The sequence below is a fragment of the Leptospiraceae bacterium genome (assembly GCA_015075105.1).
Classification (GTDB): domain Bacteria; phylum Spirochaetota; class Leptospiria; order Leptospirales; family Leptospiraceae; genus JABWCC01.
This window is the reverse complement of record JABTUZ010000002.1, coordinates 127590-146703: the sequence shown is the minus strand read 5'-3', so window position 1 is coordinate 146703 and position 19114 is coordinate 127590. Positions and strand designations below refer to the sequence as shown.

Annotated in this window: 16 protein-coding genes; 5 read left to right on the top strand and 11 right to left on the bottom strand. The window is 33.0% G+C overall.

The window, feature by feature from the left end:
* Positions 1-57: 57 nt before the first annotated feature.
* The 10 genes from HS129_10635 to HS129_10590 form a co-directional block, all read right to left on the bottom strand.
* Complete coding sequence (locus HS129_10635; protein MBE7412495.1) at positions 58-2727, bottom strand: hypothetical protein; 2670 nt, start codon at positions 2725-2727, stop codon at positions 58-60.
* Positions 2699-3493 carry a M15 family metallopeptidase gene (locus HS129_10630; GenBank protein MBE7412494.1) on the bottom strand — a complete coding sequence of 265 codons (795 nt, stop codon included), beginning with the start codon at positions 3491-3493 and terminating at the stop codon, positions 2699-2701. Before HS129_10630 ends, HS129_10635 begins: the two co-directional genes overlap by 29 nt.
* A complete protein-coding gene (locus HS129_10625; GenBank protein ID MBE7412493.1) occupies positions 3469-4968 on the bottom strand; it encodes a polyamine aminopropyltransferase in 1500 nt (499 codons plus the stop codon). The genes HS129_10630 and HS129_10625 overlap by 25 nt, the downstream gene beginning before the upstream one ends.
* Before the next feature lie 10 nt (positions 4969-4978).
* Positions 4979-5173: a hypothetical protein gene (locus HS129_10620; GenBank protein ID MBE7412492.1), complete on the bottom strand. Its 195-nt coding sequence runs from the start codon at positions 5171-5173 to the stop codon at positions 4979-4981.
* A gap of 32 nt (positions 5174-5205) precedes the next feature.
* Entirely contained in the window at positions 5206-7200 is a 1995-nt protein-coding gene (locus HS129_10615; GenBank protein MBE7412491.1) for a DUF4178 domain-containing protein, read from the bottom strand.
* Between the two features lie 89 nt (positions 7201-7289).
* Positions 7290-8042 (bottom strand): glycerophosphodiester phosphodiesterase, encoded by a 753-nt coding sequence (locus HS129_10610; GenBank protein MBE7412490.1) that lies wholly within the window; start codon positions 8040-8042, stop codon positions 7290-7292.
* Between the two features lie 49 nt (positions 8043-8091).
* The gene (locus HS129_10605; protein ID MBE7412489.1) at positions 8092-8835 is read right to left on the bottom strand and encodes a FecR domain-containing protein; all 744 of its coding nucleotides are present in this window, start codon (positions 8833-8835) and stop codon (positions 8092-8094) included.
* A gap of 89 nt (positions 8836-8924) precedes the next feature.
* A complete protein-coding gene (locus tag HS129_10600) occupies positions 8925-11456 on the bottom strand; it encodes a response regulator (protein MBE7412488.1) in 2532 nt (843 codons plus the stop codon).
* Positions 11457-11466: 10 nt separating this feature from the next.
* A complete protein-coding gene (locus HS129_10595; GenBank protein ID MBE7412487.1) occupies positions 11467-12204 on the bottom strand; it encodes a response regulator in 738 nt (245 codons plus the stop codon).
* 133 nt (positions 12205-12337) lie between these two features.
* Complete coding sequence (locus tag HS129_10590; protein MBE7412486.1) at positions 12338-12745, bottom strand: DUF1564 family protein; 408 nt, start codon at positions 12743-12745, stop codon at positions 12338-12340.
* 639 nt (positions 12746-13384) lie between these two features.
* Between HS129_10590 and HS129_10585 the strand changes: the two genes are divergently transcribed.
* The 4 genes from HS129_10585 (at position 13385) to murB (ending at position 16896) form a co-directional block, all read left to right on the top strand.
* Positions 13385-13756: a hypothetical protein gene (locus HS129_10585; protein MBE7412485.1), complete on the top strand. Its 372-nt coding sequence runs from the start codon at positions 13385-13387 to the stop codon at positions 13754-13756.
* A gap of 253 nt (positions 13757-14009) precedes the next feature.
* A complete protein-coding gene (locus HS129_10580; GenBank protein ID MBE7412484.1) occupies positions 14010-15227 on the top strand; it encodes an MFS transporter in 1218 nt (405 codons plus the stop codon).
* A gap of 72 nt (positions 15228-15299) precedes the next feature.
* Positions 15300-15944 carry a DedA family protein gene (locus HS129_10575; GenBank protein ID MBE7412483.1) on the top strand — a complete coding sequence of 215 codons (645 nt, stop codon included), beginning with the start codon at positions 15300-15302 and terminating at the stop codon, positions 15942-15944.
* A gap of 7 nt (positions 15945-15951) precedes the next feature.
* A complete protein-coding gene (gene murB, locus HS129_10570) occupies positions 15952-16896 on the top strand; it encodes a UDP-N-acetylmuramate dehydrogenase (protein ID MBE7412482.1) in 945 nt (314 codons plus the stop codon).
* Between the two features lie 56 nt (positions 16897-16952).
* Here murB and HS129_10565 read toward each other — a convergent pair whose 3' ends face one another.
* Positions 16953-17801, bottom strand: coding sequence for a hypothetical protein (locus HS129_10565; protein ID MBE7412481.1), 849 nt, complete (start codon positions 17799-17801; stop codon positions 16953-16955).
* Between the two features lie 159 nt (positions 17802-17960).
* Here HS129_10565 and HS129_10560 point away from each other — a divergent pair, with 159 nt between their 5' ends.
* Positions 17961-19058: a phosphoribosylformylglycinamidine cyclo-ligase gene (locus tag HS129_10560; GenBank protein ID MBE7412480.1), complete on the top strand. Its 1098-nt coding sequence runs from the start codon at positions 17961-17963 to the stop codon at positions 19056-19058.
* Positions 19059-19114 lie beyond the last annotated feature (56 nt).

Sequence of the window (19114 nt, the reverse complement as noted above, 5' to 3'; positions counted from 1 at the left end):
GTATTGGATTTTATATATTTCCATGAAAGAATTTTTGCAAGTATGCCATATATAATATTATTTTAAAGTAGATTGAATTAAAATTATATCATCACTAATAGATTTGCTATTTACGGAAATTTTGTACAACTCTTCTGAAGAGTTTAATGGAGAAGAGAGAATCTTTATAAGTTTGATATGTTTTTCATTTTCAAAATTTAGTGAAGGAATATAGTAAATTGTATCAACACCTTTTCTAAACCAAAAATCACAAAATGGATAAAAATCACCTGACAATGAATCCCAAAAAGATTTTTTTAAAGTGTCCGATGTAAAAATTAATGCGTTAGGAGAAATCCTTGCATCCAATCTCCTTTGCATTTTTTTAAACGAGATGAATTCTTTATTATTTGTTGTCCAGTAATAGTTTTCAATTCCTAAAGAATCAGAATCTTTTTTTGCTCCTTGAAAATTCCATATATGCAGTCTATGTTTCTCATTGAATGTTTTTGTGCCTTCAAAATTGGCGATAGAATAATTTTGAACTCCTAAAACTGGTTTATTGTTTGGGAGTATGGCAATTGGGGTAAGGTTCGTAATTTCTTGTTTATTTTTTCCCCCTGCTATAGAAAAATTATGAAACAAGCTATATTGTTTATTTCTTTTTGATCTTAGATATTGATGAATATCTATACCAATAGAATTAAAGTAAATTTGAAGTACCTTGTCTTGTGGAACTTGTTCAGAAAATTCTATCAGAGCATTGTTGTATGCATTTCCTTTGTAATCTGAGGAAGTAAATTTAACCAACTTCCAGTGAGAATCTGAAGTTTTTTCAGGAAGATAAAAAAATAAATAAATTTCTTTTTGATAAGCAAATCCGGCAAGGATCGGATTTTTTATATGTGAAAATATTGTGTCCTCATAGTCATCGAACAATTCCACACCTTTTTCAAATTCTTGCTTTCTTAATTTATCTTGAATGTTCGAAAAAAAATTCTTTTCATCTTTGGGTCGAAAAGTGTAGTACAAACTCATTCTTCTTGAAACAAAAGGAATTTGAAGAACTCCTTTTGAATTGATTCCAGAGAGAAAATAATTGGCTTTGTTTGTAGAATATAAAAGTTTTAACAAGGAAGAGTAATTTTTTGTATCTGATAAATAGGTAATAGATTTTTTTATCAAAGATTCGTAGTCAAATCGCAAATCCAAGTAATACTTGATTATTGAAAGATCATCGTTCAATAGCTCTGTTCGTAAATATTTTATTAGAGTAAGAAGCAATTTTTCAATTGGAGCACTTTCACCTGACGCTATGTGTGCTGAAATAATACCACTAAGTCGAATTCTTTCAGATATCATTTCAGGGTTACTTTCTCCAAGGATTCCATAGCTTTTTGTAAAATGGATTACTGATTTTCTGTAATTTTTATTTATAATATGAATATACCCTTGCAGTAAAGTCCCAGCGTATTCGGCTCTTTTCCAACCTCTACTTTGAGCCGTATAAATAATTTCGTCGGCTAATTTTTCTGCGGTCTCTGGTTTATCTGGGAATATAATTTGTGCTATTCGGGTTCGAATGAGCAATTCTTCTTCGTCTAATTTTTTATTGGATTTTTGAATAAGTTTGAGTGCTTTAATTGCCTTAACTGGCCCACGAACTTTCCAGATTGAAACTGAAATCAAGTCTTTTGCTTCATTAATAGAAATTGGTTCAAATCGAAAAGGATTATAAATCGTCTTATCCCATTTTTTAAAATCAAGATTCATATAATAATTTAATGATTGCCTATAGTCTTTTCTAATATATGCAATAGCACCTAACTTCAAATAAATTTGATTTTTTTCTTCTATAGATTTTGTTACTGATAAACGAATTGCTTGGTGCAAAATTTCTTCGGCATTAAGCAAATTTCCATTAAGCATTTGATAGAATGAAATTTTTTCGTAAGTAGAAATTTTCGCTGTCCCGGTCATCTGCTCTTTTTGAAGAACTATATTTTGAAAGTGAATGGCTTCGTTTGCAAAACCCAAATAGGCTAATTTCTCTGATAATTCAGGCACAATCCAATGAATAAGGTGAGGATAATTCAAGATATACTCTTCAAAAAATGGAGCAAGAATTCTATCTAAATTCAAATAGTCCCTATGTCGGTTATTACTCTCATGACTAAGTTGGTCTATCTGGTGTTTTAATTTAAGAAATCTACACAAAGAATAGTAATTTTGGTTTCTTGTACAAATTAACTTTTCTGGAGATTCATCTAACTTTGGAGGATTGTTTTTTTGAGTAAAACTATTTATTATCTGAGAAGCTAAAGCTTTTTGGTAATTGTCTGTAGATATTTCGATGAATTCGTTTAGCTTTTTTTTGGCTCCATCAATATCATTTTTTTTCATTCTCCACAACGAGGAAATAAAATAATCTGCAAGTTTGTAATCTCCTTTTTCGCTCCGAAGAAAAAAAATTACATTTGCGATTCCTTCTTTATCTTCTTTTCGAAGATAATAATCTGTAAGATAAAAAGAAAAATCAATCTTCTGGTTTTCATTTAAAAATTCAGGGGAACTGAACTTTCTTGAAGTTTCAAAAACTTTTCTACCTTCGATGAATAATGTACTTGTAGATTTTCCAACATCCCAACCTGAAAATTCTCCTGAAAAAATTGCAGAAGAAGTTACAAAGAAAATAAAGATTACTAACTTTCTGAAGAGTTTAATAGAAATGATTTGTTTTGATTTCATTGCATTCTTTGTTTACAGAAACTACATATTCATAGGGTAACTCTTTTAAATATTCTGAAGCCAAAAATCTTCCTGAATATTTTAAAAATGAGTTGCTGTTGTAATGGACCCAGTCTTTCAATAATTGATTTGCTATTGGAGCGTAAGACCAGTGCCATTTTTCTTCTAAGTAGCCTGCATTATTTCTTTTATAATATTCGTTGTAAGGCTGACAAAATCCATATTTAGCAGCATTTTTTTTTAGCCAATTGTACAAATATTCTCCATGTCCATTTTTTTCGTAATAATCATTTCTTAATACATTGATATCGAAATCTGTTCCCCAGTGGTGTCTGGAAGTTCCGGGAGCACTGGAGTATTGAAGAATTAAAAAAATTTTTTCTTCTGGAGTCTTGCCTTTTATACTTGTGCTCATTTTTATATCGCCACGATATTTTCCTTCCCAAATATTTTTTTGGTGAGAGAAACTTCTAAAACCAGAAACAAGAAAAATATTTTGTTTGCTTTTATTTTCTCTTTCCTTATCAAAATCACGCAGCATCTTATTTAATGCGAGAATAACGTCTTTGCGGAGATAGATAACTTTTTTATCTTTTTGTCCTTCGTAAGCTTCAAAGTATTTTTCTGGAGAGAAGTCGCCAATAAGATATTTTGCCGGTTCAATCCCAAGGTATATCGGATTTGCCGAAATTGAGGAGGAAAATAGCAGAAATACAAAAGCAATTTCTGTTTTCAAAATTTTTAGTAAGGTGTTATTTGTTTCCATTCTTCATCGTAATATCTAACAAGCACTTGATTGTCTAATCTATTAATTTCAGTATCGACTTCTTCCATATCTTTCGCAAACTGAAATAATCTAAAATACTCTTCTTCTTTCAAGAATTTTAGATCTTTTGGAATTCTTTTTGGGTCTAAAAAATTTGTATTCCCGGCTAAAACAAATCCCCATTCACCAAATGAAGGAACATAGACATGAAACGCTTTTGTTTTTATTCCTGCTGATTGTATCGTTTTATTTATACACCAGAAAGATTTTCTGGCGAATAGAGGAGAAGTGGATTGAACAGAAACCACAGACTCAAGGTTTAGATTTTTCTTGAGTAATTTATAAAAAGTAGTCGAATAGAGTTTCCCGATGGAATAATTGCTCGGATCGGGAAAATCAACGATCACTACATCGTAGTAGTTTTGATTTTTTTCTAACCAATTAAATGCGTCTGCATTGATTAACTGAACTTTTTTATCAGACAAAGAATGTTGATTGAATTGTTTCAGCAGATCGTTACTTTTGAATAAGTCGGTCATTACTGGATCTAAATCCACTAAAGAAATTTTCTTTACAGTTTTGTATTTTAAAATTTCTCTTACTGCCATTCCGTCTCCGCCCCCCAACACGAGTATATTTTCAGGATTTTTATGTCCACTCATAGCCGGGTGAACTAATGCTTCATGGTATCTATATTCATCTCTGGTGCTAAATTGAAGATGACCGTTTAAAAAAAGACGCATCTCGTCTTTCCATCTTGTAAGCACAATTCTTTGGAACTGAGAACTTTTTGCTAAGATAATCTCGTCTGCATACAAGCTTTCTTCTGAAAATTCAGTAATATGATCTGAAAAAATTAGACCAATTGTTAAAATTGTAATAGCAAAAATAGATTTTGCTCGAAGTGAATATAACGCCCTGTTTGAAACCGGCAAAACCCAGGTTGTCCATAGTGCTACAGAAATATTTAACAAACCAAATAAAAACGAAGTTCTTACTAAGCCAAGTTTAGGTATTAAAAATAATGGGAATAAAATGGATGCAAATAGTGCTCCAACATAATCCAATGCAAGCACTTTAGAAACAAGTTCTTTAAATACTACATGCTTTTTTAGGATTCTAAGAAGTATGGGTATCTCAAGACCAACTAAAATTCCAACCACTACTACAATAAAAAATAATGGAATCCTAAAAGAATTCGATAAGCTAAAACTTAAAAAAAGTATAGCCGAGCTAAAACCACCCACGATCCCGATTAAAATTTCAATATCTATGAATCTTTCTACTAGATTGCTTTCAAGTGATTTAGAAAGGAAACTTCCTATACCCATAGCAAACAGGTACACACCGATAATTAATGAAAACTGGGTAACAGATTCTCCAAGTAAATAGGAGGATAAGGCTCCAGCAAGTAATTCATAAATCAACCCGCAGGTTGAAATTATAAAAACAGATAAAAATAATGCTTTTTTCAATTGTTAGATTTTATTTTCCCCCGGAATACTTCATGTAATTGATGAAGTGGGATCGATACACTCCGGGATTTTCCCTCACAGTCTTGGGCACATTTTCCACTTCATCTACATCAGCACCACCAGTTCCGATAATATTCCCGTAAGCAAGAAATCCAAATAAAGTTGTCGCATAAATTGGATACAGATAACCTTTAAGAAAACTCATTTTTGTTCTACCTTTTTTGTAATTGTATTGTGTTACTCGTCTTCATCATCACTATCATCATAACTACTGCTATATGAATTAGCGTAATCGCTATTTTGCAACCTGTCAGATTCAAAATTTTTGTATTTAAAAAGTGATACAAAAATTGGAGGAAAAATAAATATCAAGAAAAGTATAAATGGGGTATAACGTGGAGTATCGCGCACTACTGTAACCTCATATCTTAAAGACGAAGCAACATCTGATTCAGGCTCTATTCTTAAATAGTAATCTCCTTCTTCCACATCCTCTATGATTATAAATTCTTTTGTCGAGCCTTCAGACCAACTTTCTCCGTCATCTACTCCGTGATAATAACTAAGCTCAATACCCGTATCTAAGGCTACGTCTGTCTTAGAATTAATTAAAGCGATTGCAAAATATATATAGTTATTGTTTAATTGTCGAGACTCGACTTCAATCGAAACATTTTTTTCTTTCCCATCAAGATGAAAACCTTCTGAAACAAAAGATTTATCACCAGCACTTTTAAGAAAAGTATATTCTTTGTTAAAGACTTTTTGGTTTGCCGAATGATTGCAATAACCTATCTGAAAAATAATTGCAGCAACAAAACTCAATACTGCAATTTTCCAATTTCTCTTCCATGTTTTTTGATGTGGATTTGGCTGTGATGGGGCAATACCTTTTCCGTCTGGAAGGGGAGATTGCATAAGAAAAGCATTTTTGACTACTTCTTTTTCAAGATATTCGCCTCTCGTCCATATTATTTCAGATGGAGTTTTTTCAAGAGAAAGCATAAGTGGAGGGCTTACATAATCTTGTAGATCAGCTTTATCTCCTTTTTTTATCCTCCAGTAAAATTCACCAATAGCGTAATCTACTTCACCATCACCAGAAGTGAATAGAAGATATTTGTCTTTATGGTATGATGCAGTCGGGCGTGAAACAGTTGAATTTACAACCGGAATCCCTTTGATTGTTTTAAATACCATCCAGTGCCCTTCATTGCAATTTAGCCAAATATATCCTTTTGGGTTGTACAATAAATATTCTTCCCAAGAATAAGTAATTTTATCAACTAATGTCTTTCGCCTCATGTACCCTAAAACAGTATATTCTTGATTGTAGAGATTGCATTTTGCACCCAATGGAAGAATAGGAGTATATTTTTCTTTTAATTTGAATTGAGATAAAATCTTCAGTTCGGGGTTTGTGGTGTCTAAGACACTTCCGCAGTACTGACAAGATACCGTGTTTGTAAATTGTGGAAAATTAATCACTAATGGTGCACCACAAGAAGTGCAACTGATTGACTTTGGTTCCTTTCCTGCAAGTTTTTCGGAAAACCTCGGATCTTTCAAATTCTGAAAATTCAAACTGTCAAAGTCGGTCATGTCTCCAGTAAAAAGAAGTGGCGGCTCTTCCGAAAAATCAAGAGTAGCAAAATTATCTGAATAATCTGAAAGGTCTGCAAATACAGCAGTGTAGCCACTATCAAATTTAAAAGGAAGTTCACCTTCTCCACTAACGCACGTAGCTACAGTAATTTCTTTTATGATCCATTCCTTCTTATTAATTGCAATAGCATCTCCGGCAAATATAGGCTGATTGGTTGTCTTATTCACTAAGTAAGAGCTGTATTTTCTATCTAAGTCAACTCCAAATTGCAATTTTTCAGGGTTGTCGATTTTCTTCAATCTTGTCACCATGAACTGTCCCATGGCTTCTCCGATCCATCCTGCATTTCCTTTGTCATCTATGAAATACCATTCATTCCAAAAACCAAGCTCGTATTTTAACTGAATCCGACCGATTATAGAAAACGAGTTATTTAGATATTTTCCAGTAGTTCCAATTTGCAGTGGGGAAGAGTCGTCTTGAAGTTCAGAAACTTTTCCGTAAGTTTCTAAATCCATATCTTTTCTGATTGAAGAAGATTTACAATTAGGACAAACTGCAAATAATGAAGATTTACTTATAAATGGGACTTTCGACCCACAGTTTGGACAAGCTAATTCGAACACAGATTACTTTTCTTAATATTTTTAATTTGATGCAAGTGGAAAATATTTTTTTTATACTATTTTGATAAAATTTTTTTAATCGCTGTGACTTATTTTTCGGACAGTAACTTCTGTAGCCTTTCCGGGTAATCAGTAAACATTCCGTTCACTCCTAATTTTTGCATTTTTTCCATATCCGATTCTTTGTTCAAAGTAAATACATAAAGCTGTAAATTTTCAGATTTAGCCCTTTCCACAATCGATTTCTTTATCAACCTTTTATGAAGATGAATCGAATACGCTTGAATTTCTTTTGCAAATAAAAATGGGTCTTTGATATTGCCTTTCTTTCGATCAAATATAAAGCCCAATTTTATATTTTCCGATAGCTTCCTCAATCGCAAAAGAATGTCCGGCTCAAATGAAGAAATAATTGTTTTATTTAAAATCCTGTAGTTTCTTAAAAGTGGGAGTATTTGTGATTCTATATTTTTTTCTGATACTCTTTTGTCGTGAGCTTCAGATTTAATTTCGATATTTAACTCAACTGGGTTATTTGCAACAAACTCTAAAACGTCTTGCAATAGTGGAATTTTCTCTCCCCTATAATCTCTATGAAACCATGACCCTGCTTCTAATTTTTGGATTGTAGCGTAGGGTGTATTTCGAACCTTACCTTTTACGGATGCAGTTCTTTTTAATGTATCATCATGGATTACAATAGGAACAAAATCAGAGGTAAGGGTGACATCAAGCTCGATCATATCTGCTTTGACATTGACTGCTCTTTGAAAAGCGAGCATAGTATTTTCAGGGTAGTGGCTACTGTACCCTCTATGCGCTATAACTTTTATTTTTCCCATGACTCTCCTGCAAATATCTAAAATAAAATATATTCACAAACCACAAATTCTAATTATTTTTTCCTTTGATTATATCATTCATTAAGGATTTATTTTTTTCGTTTTGTTCTTTCAATAATTTAAAATTTTCTTCCTTCATCACATCTAATGTTTTAAAAATTTCCATCTTCTGTTTGATATATTCTTGTAGTATCCCTTTTTTCATTTCTCCACCTTTTGTAACAACTTCTTGCCCTGCCGATAAGGATTCTTTTTGATTTGGGTTGTTTTTACTTTCAGCTTCTACGCTGCCATCATTGACATAGATTCCTGGGTCAACATCAGAGTCGTCGTATTTTTTGTTTAGATTTTTTGTTTCGCTGATTAAAAATTCTGTGCCTCTCACACCCGCAACAGAAGTATCATTCTCAATCTTAAACTCTGAGTTTTTTGTAAGTTTTTTTATAATTTTTGTGTAAACATTTCCTGAATTTACAGCGAGATTGATTTTTTGTGCATCACCGACCTCGTACAATTCTTTGAATTTCAGTGTAGTGTAATTATTTAATCTTAGAATTGCATTTGGACCAACTTGAATATCTACCTTCCCTGCCTTGGTTGCCACTTCATCGTCCTTGCCAAAGACTGTATTGATTTTTACTTTTTCGAGTTTGCCACTGTGCTTATACCAAACTTCACCGGATACAAAAGTTGCGACAGAGATCAAATTATTTTCTTGACTACTTATGGAAATTGTAAAAAGAAATAAAAAAATATAAAAAACATATTGTGATAAACGAAAGAGTCTTTTCATAACTCACCACCGTAAACTAAATTTATGTATATTCTATAAAATGTACGAATTATTACAATTGTTATTTTTATCGCTTTTGTAAAAATGCTCTAAATAGATTTTATTTTTTCCCATTTATCGAGTAATTTTTGAATACTGTCCAAAGAAACAGGTTTACTTATAAAATCATCCATTCCGGCCGAAATACATTTTTCTTTTTCTTCGTCCATTGTATTTGCGGTCATAGCGATGATGATAGGTTTCTTATCCTGATATTTTTTGCAGATTTGTTCTGTTGTTTCAAGTCCATCTAAAACAGGCATCCGAATGTCCATAAAAATTATATCGTATTTTTTCTTTTCTAAAAGCTCTATCACTTCCAAGCCATTATTGGCAATATCAATTGCGTAACCCAATTTTTTAAAGATTCGAGTAAACAAGGTTTGATTCAGAGAGTTATCTTCGGCTAATAAAATTTTTGTAGAACTCGTTTGGTTATTTGTAGTTGAAGAAATTTTCCTATTGGAGATAAGTTGCTTTTTAGAAAATGCAGAAATTAAAACCATTTTAATTTTTTTTTGTGAAATTGGCTTTAGTGTCAAAAATAGAAAATCATCTGTTTTTTTTCTGTCTGTGATTTCTTTTTGATTTTCGGAGGTGATTGCAATTAGAGGAATTTCTTTTAGGTTTTCTTGTTTTCGTATTTCTTCAATGGTGCTCGGAGATTTTTGAGAAATTGAGTCGTAATCTATTATTATGGCATCCACCTGCTCTTTCATATTTATCGCCTCTGAAAATTTTTCATCAGAGTTGATTAGAATCGTGTTTGCACCCCAATTATTAAGAAGTACTTCTAAATTATTCAGAATGGAAATTTTTGGAGAATAAATAAGTATTTTCTGCTTCGTAAAATCATTTGTTTCTTGATCAATGATTTCGTCTAACGTACCATTTTTCATCCATATTTGAAAATAAAACTCCGAGCCTTCATTTGGTTTTGATTTTACTCCTATGTCCCCATCCATTAGATCGACTAATTTTTTTGAAATGGCAAGACCGAGACCTGTCCCTCCATGCCTTCTTGTAGATGAAGAGTCAAGTTGAGAAAATGCTAGAAATAGCTTTCCTAATTTATCTTCAGAAATTCCGATACCTGTATCTTTGATTAAAAATTCAATCAAGGATTTATCTTGTGCATACTCTAAAACGCTTACTTTAACTACAATTTCTCCTTCGTTTGTGAATTTAATCGAATTGTCTAAGAGATTTGTAATGATCTGCTCTATTCTCATTGAGTCACCTGACACAAATTTTGGTAGCTTAGGATCTATAATTGAATACAAATCTAATTTTTTTTTGTTTGCTTTTGGAAAATGTATTTCAATAATCCCTTCAATACGCTCAAGAAGGTCAAAAGGTTTTTCTATAAGCTCAATCCTGCCTGAATCAATTTTAGAATAGTCCAAAATATCATTAATCAATGTTAACAGATTTTCTCCACTATCACTGATAACTTTTGCGTACTCAAGTTGTTCGTCATTTAACTCTGTTTGTAATAATAGTTCAGTCATCCCGATAATGCCATTCATAGGAGTTCTGATTTCGTGGCTCATATTAGCTAAGAAATTTGTTTTAGCAAGGTTTGCATCTTCGGTAGCAATTTTTGCTTTTTTAATTTGGATTTCTGCTTGCTTTCTTTCAGAAATATCTATCACGAGTCCAAGAAACCCAATAGCCTTTTTTTCGCTGTCGTATAGCAATTTTACGGTGAGGTAAACAGGAATATTTTCTCCGCTTTTTTTAATATAAGTCCATTCTCGATCTTCTGTTATTTCCAGATTCGCAATTTCCTTGAAGACTGAAAAATCGGGTTGAATTTCTTTCTTGTATTCCTTAGATAATTCTTTTGCACAAGACTGTATCTCTTCTTTATTATGGAATATTATTGGAGTAAAATTTCCAATAAGTTCAGAGGCACTATACTCAAGGATTGTCTCAGCTTTTTTATTAAAAGATTGAATCACTCCATCCAAATCTGTAGCAATAATTCCATAGTTGATGTTGTCTAATATACCTTTCAATATTGCTTTGCTGCTTTTAAGGCTTTCTTCAATTTGAGTTTTTTCTTGAATGATTCTCTTTTGAATTATAACTACTTTTCGCAGTTCAAGTAAATAAACAATCTGATTAGCCAAAGTTATGAGAAATTCTTTTTGATCGTTGCTTAAAATTTTAGGAGATTTGTCTATGACACATAAAGCTCCAAGAGAATATCCTTGTGAATTAATCAAAGGAACCCCTGCATAAAATCGGATTTTGGGATCAGATACAACAAGGGGGTGATGACAAAATTTTTCATCTAATAAAGTATCTTGAATTTCTATAATAGATGAAGAGTTTATGATTGCAAAAGAGCTTAATGCAAGTTCGCGTGATACCTCTTCCTTTTCCAAGCCAATCTTGGACTTAAACCATACTCTGTCCGTGTCAACAAAACTGATTAAGGCAATCGTAGTATTGCTAACTTTAAGTGCAATCATTGCAAGATCATCAAATGCTTTTTCTGGCTCTGTATCTAAAATTTGATATTCTAATAAAGCCTGAATTCGTTCTTTTTCATTTTGAGGTAGTTCTACATCCATGAATTTTTTATTATCTGCTAATATTGCATTTAGATAAGTATTTTAAAGAATGCAATTCATTAACAGAAACATCTTTCAAGAATTCTCCTCTTAAAGTTATATCGTTTGGTGAACAGTTTGGATTTCTCATTAGAATTGTAGTAATTGCATCTTCGATCAACTGTAAAGACTCATTAAAATAAATGAGGCTTGCGCCTAACTCAAATAGATAAGTATTGATTTTTGGATAATTCAATACTGAACGACTAATATCATTTATTATATTTTCTTGATTTGATTTTTCGGGACAACCCACCCACTGAAAGTTCAATACGTTATCTACTTCTACTTTCACTAGTAACCGAAAAGGTAAAAGTTTGATGTCAACAAGGTTATCTAAATCCAACTTTAAAGTTTCTAAAACTTTCTCTAATAAAATTCTTGGACGAATCGGCTTTAATAAATATTGCGCTACATTGTTTTGAGCTGCTCTCAATACTCGATCCTTATCCCCTGCGGCAGTGAGCATAATGATAGGTATTCCTGTAGTAAAATTTTCACTTCTTTCGATAAATTCTAATCCATCCATTCCAGGCATCATAATATCGCTAATAATTAAATCGTATTTTTTCTTCTTGACCTTGATAAGCCCTTCGATTCCATTTTGTGCAACGTCTATCTGAAAATTATACCTACCTAAGGCTTTTTCTACTAAGAGTACTGAATTTGGATCATCTTCTAAAATAAGTAGTTTATAAACTTTTTTCATTGTAAATACCATTTAGAATCACTAGATTTCTTGAAAACTCTAAATTCATAGAGCTGTAATAAGTTTATTCCAAGCAGGGCATAGCTTTTTCTTAGTTATTTTTTATTTTTTTCTCCCGGCTTTTTTAGTTTCTTCAGTGCCGCATCTTATGTCGTATCAGCCTATTGTATCGGATAGTTTTTCTCTTTGAGAGATAGACTCCTATCGCAATCGAACTGACCTTGGGTGGAACTCCAAAGTCATAGAACTTGGCAGGGATGATTATGTCCCATCCGGCAATGTCAAGCAACAAAAGAAGAGTAAAAAGAGCCGTTCGGGAAATACCAAGCCATTGAGCAAACTCACCAAGCTCAATCCAATCTGCGTTCTCAGGACGAAAATTCTTCTTCTGAAGATTCTGCCCTTCTTCCTGATACACCGTTTTAACACAATCCAACTTTTCAAAAGTCCTCCAAAGTAACACATTCCTGTATCTCTCCAACAATTCGTGCAAGTAATCCTCTCTCGAAATAGTTTCAGTCCTCGAGGTAAACTCATCCATATATTTTTCTGGAATAAGCAGACTTGACTGCGTTCGTTCAAATTTTTCTGGATTCAAAGTATTCTCCTAATATAAAATTTTTCTTTCCTCTAGTTTCTGTCCCCAGCCACTATTTCTTGCCTCTTGATATAAGGTAAAATAATATCACGATAGAAATAAAATTTTTGCGATTTTCTGAAGAAATTTTTCAACTTTTACAGAAAAAGTCCCAAATTCTGCATTAAATGCGTAATCTCTTGAAATCCCCAAAAAGATGGAGTTCCCACATTTTTGCACGAAAACTGCTGAATCTGCACTAAACGCGAAATTTCAAAAACTCTACTAAGGCTCAAAACCTCATCCTAAAAGATAAACCTATTTGCAAAGATTCTACCTCCACTATTTCAGACCTCAGACATCAGGCCTCTGAATTGGAGATCCCACATGTTTACATAAAAGGTTCACAATTGGTATAAAGCATGCACTTTATTGAAAAAAGTGGAGTTCCCACATTTTAGCACGAAAAGTACTCTATTAGTATAAAACGTGGACTCTATAAATGGCACACCTGCAAAAAGTTATAAATTTTTAATTGACTAAATAAAATTTAAAAAATTATTTTTTATATGGATACTCAATATCCAAAAATAGGAGATATAAATGGAAAAAATTATTCTAATGTTGGCAGTAATACTCAGTCTAATTACTGTAGGTTGCAAAAAAACGGTCAATGCGACATGTTCAGATTCGCCAAAAACTTTAAAAATGCAAAATTTAAAAGAATTTGCAGTCAATTGCCCCGCAAATTGTGGAAGTGCTTCCATTTGGGGAACTGATTCTTATACAACTGATTCTTCTATTTGTCTTGCAGCCGTACACACTGGAGCTATTCAAAAAGATAAAGGTGGAAAAGTTACCGTATTTATCATTGCGGGTCTTCCTGCATATACTGGTTCTGAGAAAAATGGAGTAACAACCAGCTCATGGAATAGTTACGAAGCAAGCTTTACTGTAAAAAATTCCGACAAATAAATACATTGATCGAAGTTCTAATTTGCTGATTTTTGGCACTACTTTCAGTAATTGCTCAGTCCTTGTTTGCAAGAGCTGGGCAAGGATTGAAAGTGATGATTTTACATTGGAAATGAAAATCTTTTTCATTTCCAAATATTGATTTTTTGCACAAGTAAAAACACTATCTACGCCAACTGTCAAATGATGGCCGTCCTGTTTAAAATATAAAGAGATTCACTAAAAATCGCCTATTCAGGTTATGGTTTTAAATATGGATATCGACAAACACCATTCTCCAGTTGGATTACCCCAATTTAAAGAGAGGCTTGCGATTTTCACTCTCGCAGCGATTCAGTTTACTCACATGGTTGACTTTGTAATTATTATGCCTCTTGGACCTCAGTTTATGAGAGTATTTTCTATTGGCTCTTCCGAATTCGGGTTATTAGTTTCTTCTTATACATTCAGTGCAGGTCTTTTTGGTTTGTTTGGCGCATTTTTTGTAGATAAATTTGACAGAAAAAGTTTACTACTTTTTACTTATTCAGGTTTTACTATTGGTACTTTTTTTTGTTCGATTGCGACTAACTTCCATTTTTTACTCAGTGCGAGAGTTGTTGCGGGAGCCTTTGCAGGGATTCTTTGGTCAACTATTCTTGCCATCATTGGAGATATTATACCGGATTCGAGAAGGGGTCGGGCGACAGGTACGGTAATGTCAGCATTTTCTGTAGCATCTATTGTTGGGATACCGATAGGATTATTTTTTGCAAATTCATTTGGTTGGTCTTTTGCATTTTCGGGTTTGAGTGTGATTAGCTTTTTCGTTTTGATTTTAAGCTGGTATTCTTTACCTTCTGTTAAAGGGCATATTGTCAAAACAGATGAAATCTCTCCAATTCGATCTATCTTAAATGTGTTGCAAAATTCCAATCACTACAAAGCATTTTTTTTAACAACCACTTTGATGTTTGGTGGCTTTAGTGTGATTCCTTACATTAGTCCTTACATGGTTTCTAATGTAAAAATTGCAGAAACTGATTTGCCTTATATTTATTTTTTTGGTGGAGTTTTTACTTTTTTTACATCTCAATTGATTGGTAGATTTTCTGATAGATTTGGAAAAGTATTTATATTTAAAATTGTAGCTGCGATTTCAATTATCCCGATTGTATTGATCACCAATCTTCCGGTGATTTCTTTATTTTTAGCGATTTCGGTGACTACGGTATTTATGATTTTTGTGTCGGGTAGATTTGTGCCGGCTCTTGCTTTGATTAATTCTGTAGCTGATCCAAAATTTAGAGGAAGTTTTATGAGCGTGAATTCATCTGTTCAGCAACTTACTGCGGGTCTTGCATCTTCTTTAGCGGGGTTTATTATAATAACTGGCAAGCACGGACTCATTAAAAATTACGATAAAGTCGGTTATGTGTCCATAGTAGCTACAATTCTATCTTTATTTATTGCGGGTAGAATGAAAAAATAGTCTTTTATTGGTGACCTATAATTGGAGAAATATTTAATACATTAAATAAAATATATTCAAATGGAAAATTCTATGGAGTTTATTACAAACATTATTGATTTTATATTACATATAGACAAGCACTTAGATTACATAACGCAAGAATTTGGTTTGCTAACTTATTTGATTTTGTTTTTGATTATATTTGCTGAGACAGGTCTAGTGGTAACTCCATTTTTACCGGGGGATTCTTTACTTTTTGCGATAGGTGCAATTGCTGCAAGAGGGAGTCTTAGCCTTACTATAATAATTATTACTCTTATAATTGCTGCAATCATCGGAGACACTGTAAATTATTGGGTAGGCAGATATTTCAGACCCAAGATTTTGAGTGGGCATAATATACGGTTTATTAATAAAAAACATTTAGACAAGACCCATGAATTTTACGAAAAATACGGTGGGAAAACTATCATCATAGGGAGATTTATACCGATTGTTAGGACTTTTGCGCCTTTTGTTGCAGGGATTGGTGAGATGACTTATTCGAAGTTTATTTTATACAATATTGTAGGTGGTATAATTTGGATTTTGATTTTCACTGTAGCAGGGTTTGTATTTGGAAATATTCCTTTAATTCGTAAAAATTTTACTCTTGTTGTGTTTGCGATAATTTTTCTTTCTATACTTCCTGCAATTATTGAGTTTATCAAGATACGTTATTTTCAAAAAAAATAGCTTTGGAGTGGTCTTGAAATTTCTTTCAGAGATACAGGAGGATTTGAAAGAAAAGTCAATTTCGTTTAAAACCAACGTAAATCTATCCTTATATTCTTCTTTTAAGATAGGTGGAATTTCTCCTTTACTGATTGAACCAGAAAATACCGAACAGATTTTTGATATATTTCATATTTTACAAAAAAGAGAAACTGCCTATAAGATTTTGGGTGGGGGTACCAATCTACTTATTTCGGATCATCCGGATAATTTTGTCGTTTTGAAATTGGCTGGAGAGTTTAAGGAATTTACTTTGATCTCGGACAACCAATTTTCAATCGGTGGAGGTGCGCTGACTACTCCTACTTTTCGTAAAATTTCACAATCCGGGTTTACAGGTGGGGAATTTTTAAGTACAATTCCTGGCTCTGTGGGTGGAGCTGTAATTCAGAATGCGGGTTGTTATGGTGGAGAAATATTTCAGCTAATCGACTCAGTTGAGTGTATTCAAAATGGAAGGCTGGTACATTTAAACAAGAAAGATATTCAGTATAGTTACAGAAATTCAGAATTTAAGGAAAATAAAAATTCCATAGTTTTAAATATTAAAATTTCTTTGAAAGAAGGAAATATTAGTGAAATTGAAGAATCTTTGAAAGAAAAAAGGGATAAGAGAAATTCTTCTCAACCTTCCAATAAAAAAAGTGCGGGCTCGGTTTTTAAAAATCCTCCCAAAACTAAAAACAACCTTAGACCATTAAAAAGTTGGGAATTGATTGATAGGGTTGGACTTCGAGGATTTGTAAAAGGTGGTGCAATTATTTCAAAAGAGCATTGTAATTTTATCACCAACGAGGGAAATGCAAGAGCGAGTGATGTTGACTATTTGATTTCTTTGGTACAAGATAGCGTGTACAATAAGTTTGGAATCTTGTTAGAGAAAGAAATAGAATATTTCGGAGAAGTTCCATAAAAAAAGCCACTCTGAATTAGAGTGGCTTTTCAAAGATAGTAAACTATAGTATTTATCTAACGTCTATTGTAGTCGCTGTGAGCGTCTCTGTGAGACTCTTTAGATCCACCTTGCCACACAGTGTAGTAAGGAGTCCATCGGCTATATGTGTCGTAGCATGTAGATAACCATAAGAATCCACACTTACGAGATTGGGTTAGGTTTCCTTTTCCAATAGAGCAAGATACATTGATATCTGCTACTTTATTGATATTGCAAAGAGAGTGATTTGCAAGCACTCCATCGTCTTTACCTGGTAGAAGAGGGCTTGTTAAATTCCAATAGTCAGATCCTTCTCCAGAAGTTGTGTAATATACTTTACCGTAGGATTGGTTGTGGTTGAAACCGTTTCTTGCTCCACTTGTACTTACGGATTTGTCTAACTGCCCGCCGAGAGTTTTGATTCCAAGCCAGCTAAGGTAGGTTGTAGATACGTCTGCTAATTCAGAGCCGCCTGCAGCGCTTGCAAGAAGTTGAATTCTAGTTACATTTACAGCAGGGTTATTCATTCCAAAATAGGCAGCCGCAACTAATCCACCTGTAGAATGAGTGTAGATCTCACATTTATTTACACCTGTACAGAATACTCTTAGAGCGTCATTCAATTGCTTTTGAGCACCACAATTGTTCCAGCTATAAGCCCCACCATTTTGAGTTCCGTCAAAACCAACATAACGAATATTAGAAAGACCGTAAACAGCTCCCATCCAGTAACCGTTTACATCAGCTGTAGCACTACCTGTGTTAGTGATCGGGGAGCAGTGGTTTTTATCCGAGCGACCGTGCACAAACAATCTATAGGTATCTGCGTTTAGTCCTATTGTAAAAAATGATAGAAAAAGAGTGCTTAATACTATTTTTTTCATTTTCATCTCCATTGAAATTTTCTTAATTTTGACAAAATTTTACCATACTTACAAAATTTAGCAAGTAAATTTCTAACTTTTTTTAAAAAAAAATTAGGGTTTTAGTCTTGCATTTCTTTCAGTATAGGTTTGCCTTCAAACTCCTTGGAATAATGAATAATGTATTCGACAAACTTTGTTTTAATAATTTTTTGTTTTCAGGAAGAATTATTCAAGATGAAAAAAATAAACTCAAAGATTACATATAAAAAATCCGGAGTAGATACCCATGCAGGTCAAAAATTTGTGTCTATGATTCGTTCCAAAGTTCATTCCACCCATGATAGAAATGTATTGGGAGGGATTGGTGGGTTTTCTGCCGCATACGACGTTTCTTTTTTAAAAAATTACAAGCACCCGGTTTTATTATCTGGTACCGATGGGGTAGGAACAAAGATAGAGATTGCCAGACTTTTAAACAAACACGACACCATAGGAATAGATTTGGTTGCAATGTGTGTAAACGATTTATTAGTTAGTGGAGGCGAGCCATTATTCTTTTTAGACTACATTTCTTGCGGTAAACTAAATATAAAAAAAATGAATCAAATCGTAGCTGGGATTTCAGAGGGGTGTAAACTTGCGGGTGTTTCACTTGTAGGAGGAGAGACCGCAGAACACCCAGGAATTATGAAAGAAGACGAATACGATTTAGGTGGGTTTGCAGTAGGAGTTGTTGAAAAAGACAAAATCATTGACGGTAAAAACATTAAGACAGGAGACATAATTATTGGGTTGGAATCGAGCGGTCCTCACAGTAATGGTTTTTCTCTGTTACGAAAACTGTATTTAAAAAAAGGGAATTTGCCTGAGAAAAAAGCAGACTTAGAATTTATTAAAAACGATCTTATGTCTCCTACTAAAATTTATGTGAAATCCATTTTGCAATTAATCCAAAAAGTTCAAGTGAAAGGAATGGTACATATTACAGGTGGAGGATTTTATGAAAATATACCCAGAGTATTGCCAAAAGATTTATGCGCGAGGATACAGAAGAAACTTTTACCTGAAAATGAAGTTTTTGAAAAGATACATATAGATTCCTCTATGAGTCATAAAGAAATTTATTCTGTCCTGAACATGGGAATAGGTTATGTTGTTATTGTGCCTGAAAAAGATGCCGAAGATAGTATCAACATTTTAGAGTCCCTCGGAGAAGAAGCCCATATAGTCGGACAGGTTGTAAAAAAACAAAAAGATACGGTAGAATTTCAATAAAAATTTTAATTCTACTTTACAATTCAATAGGAGTGCAAGAATTTGAGAAAATTGAA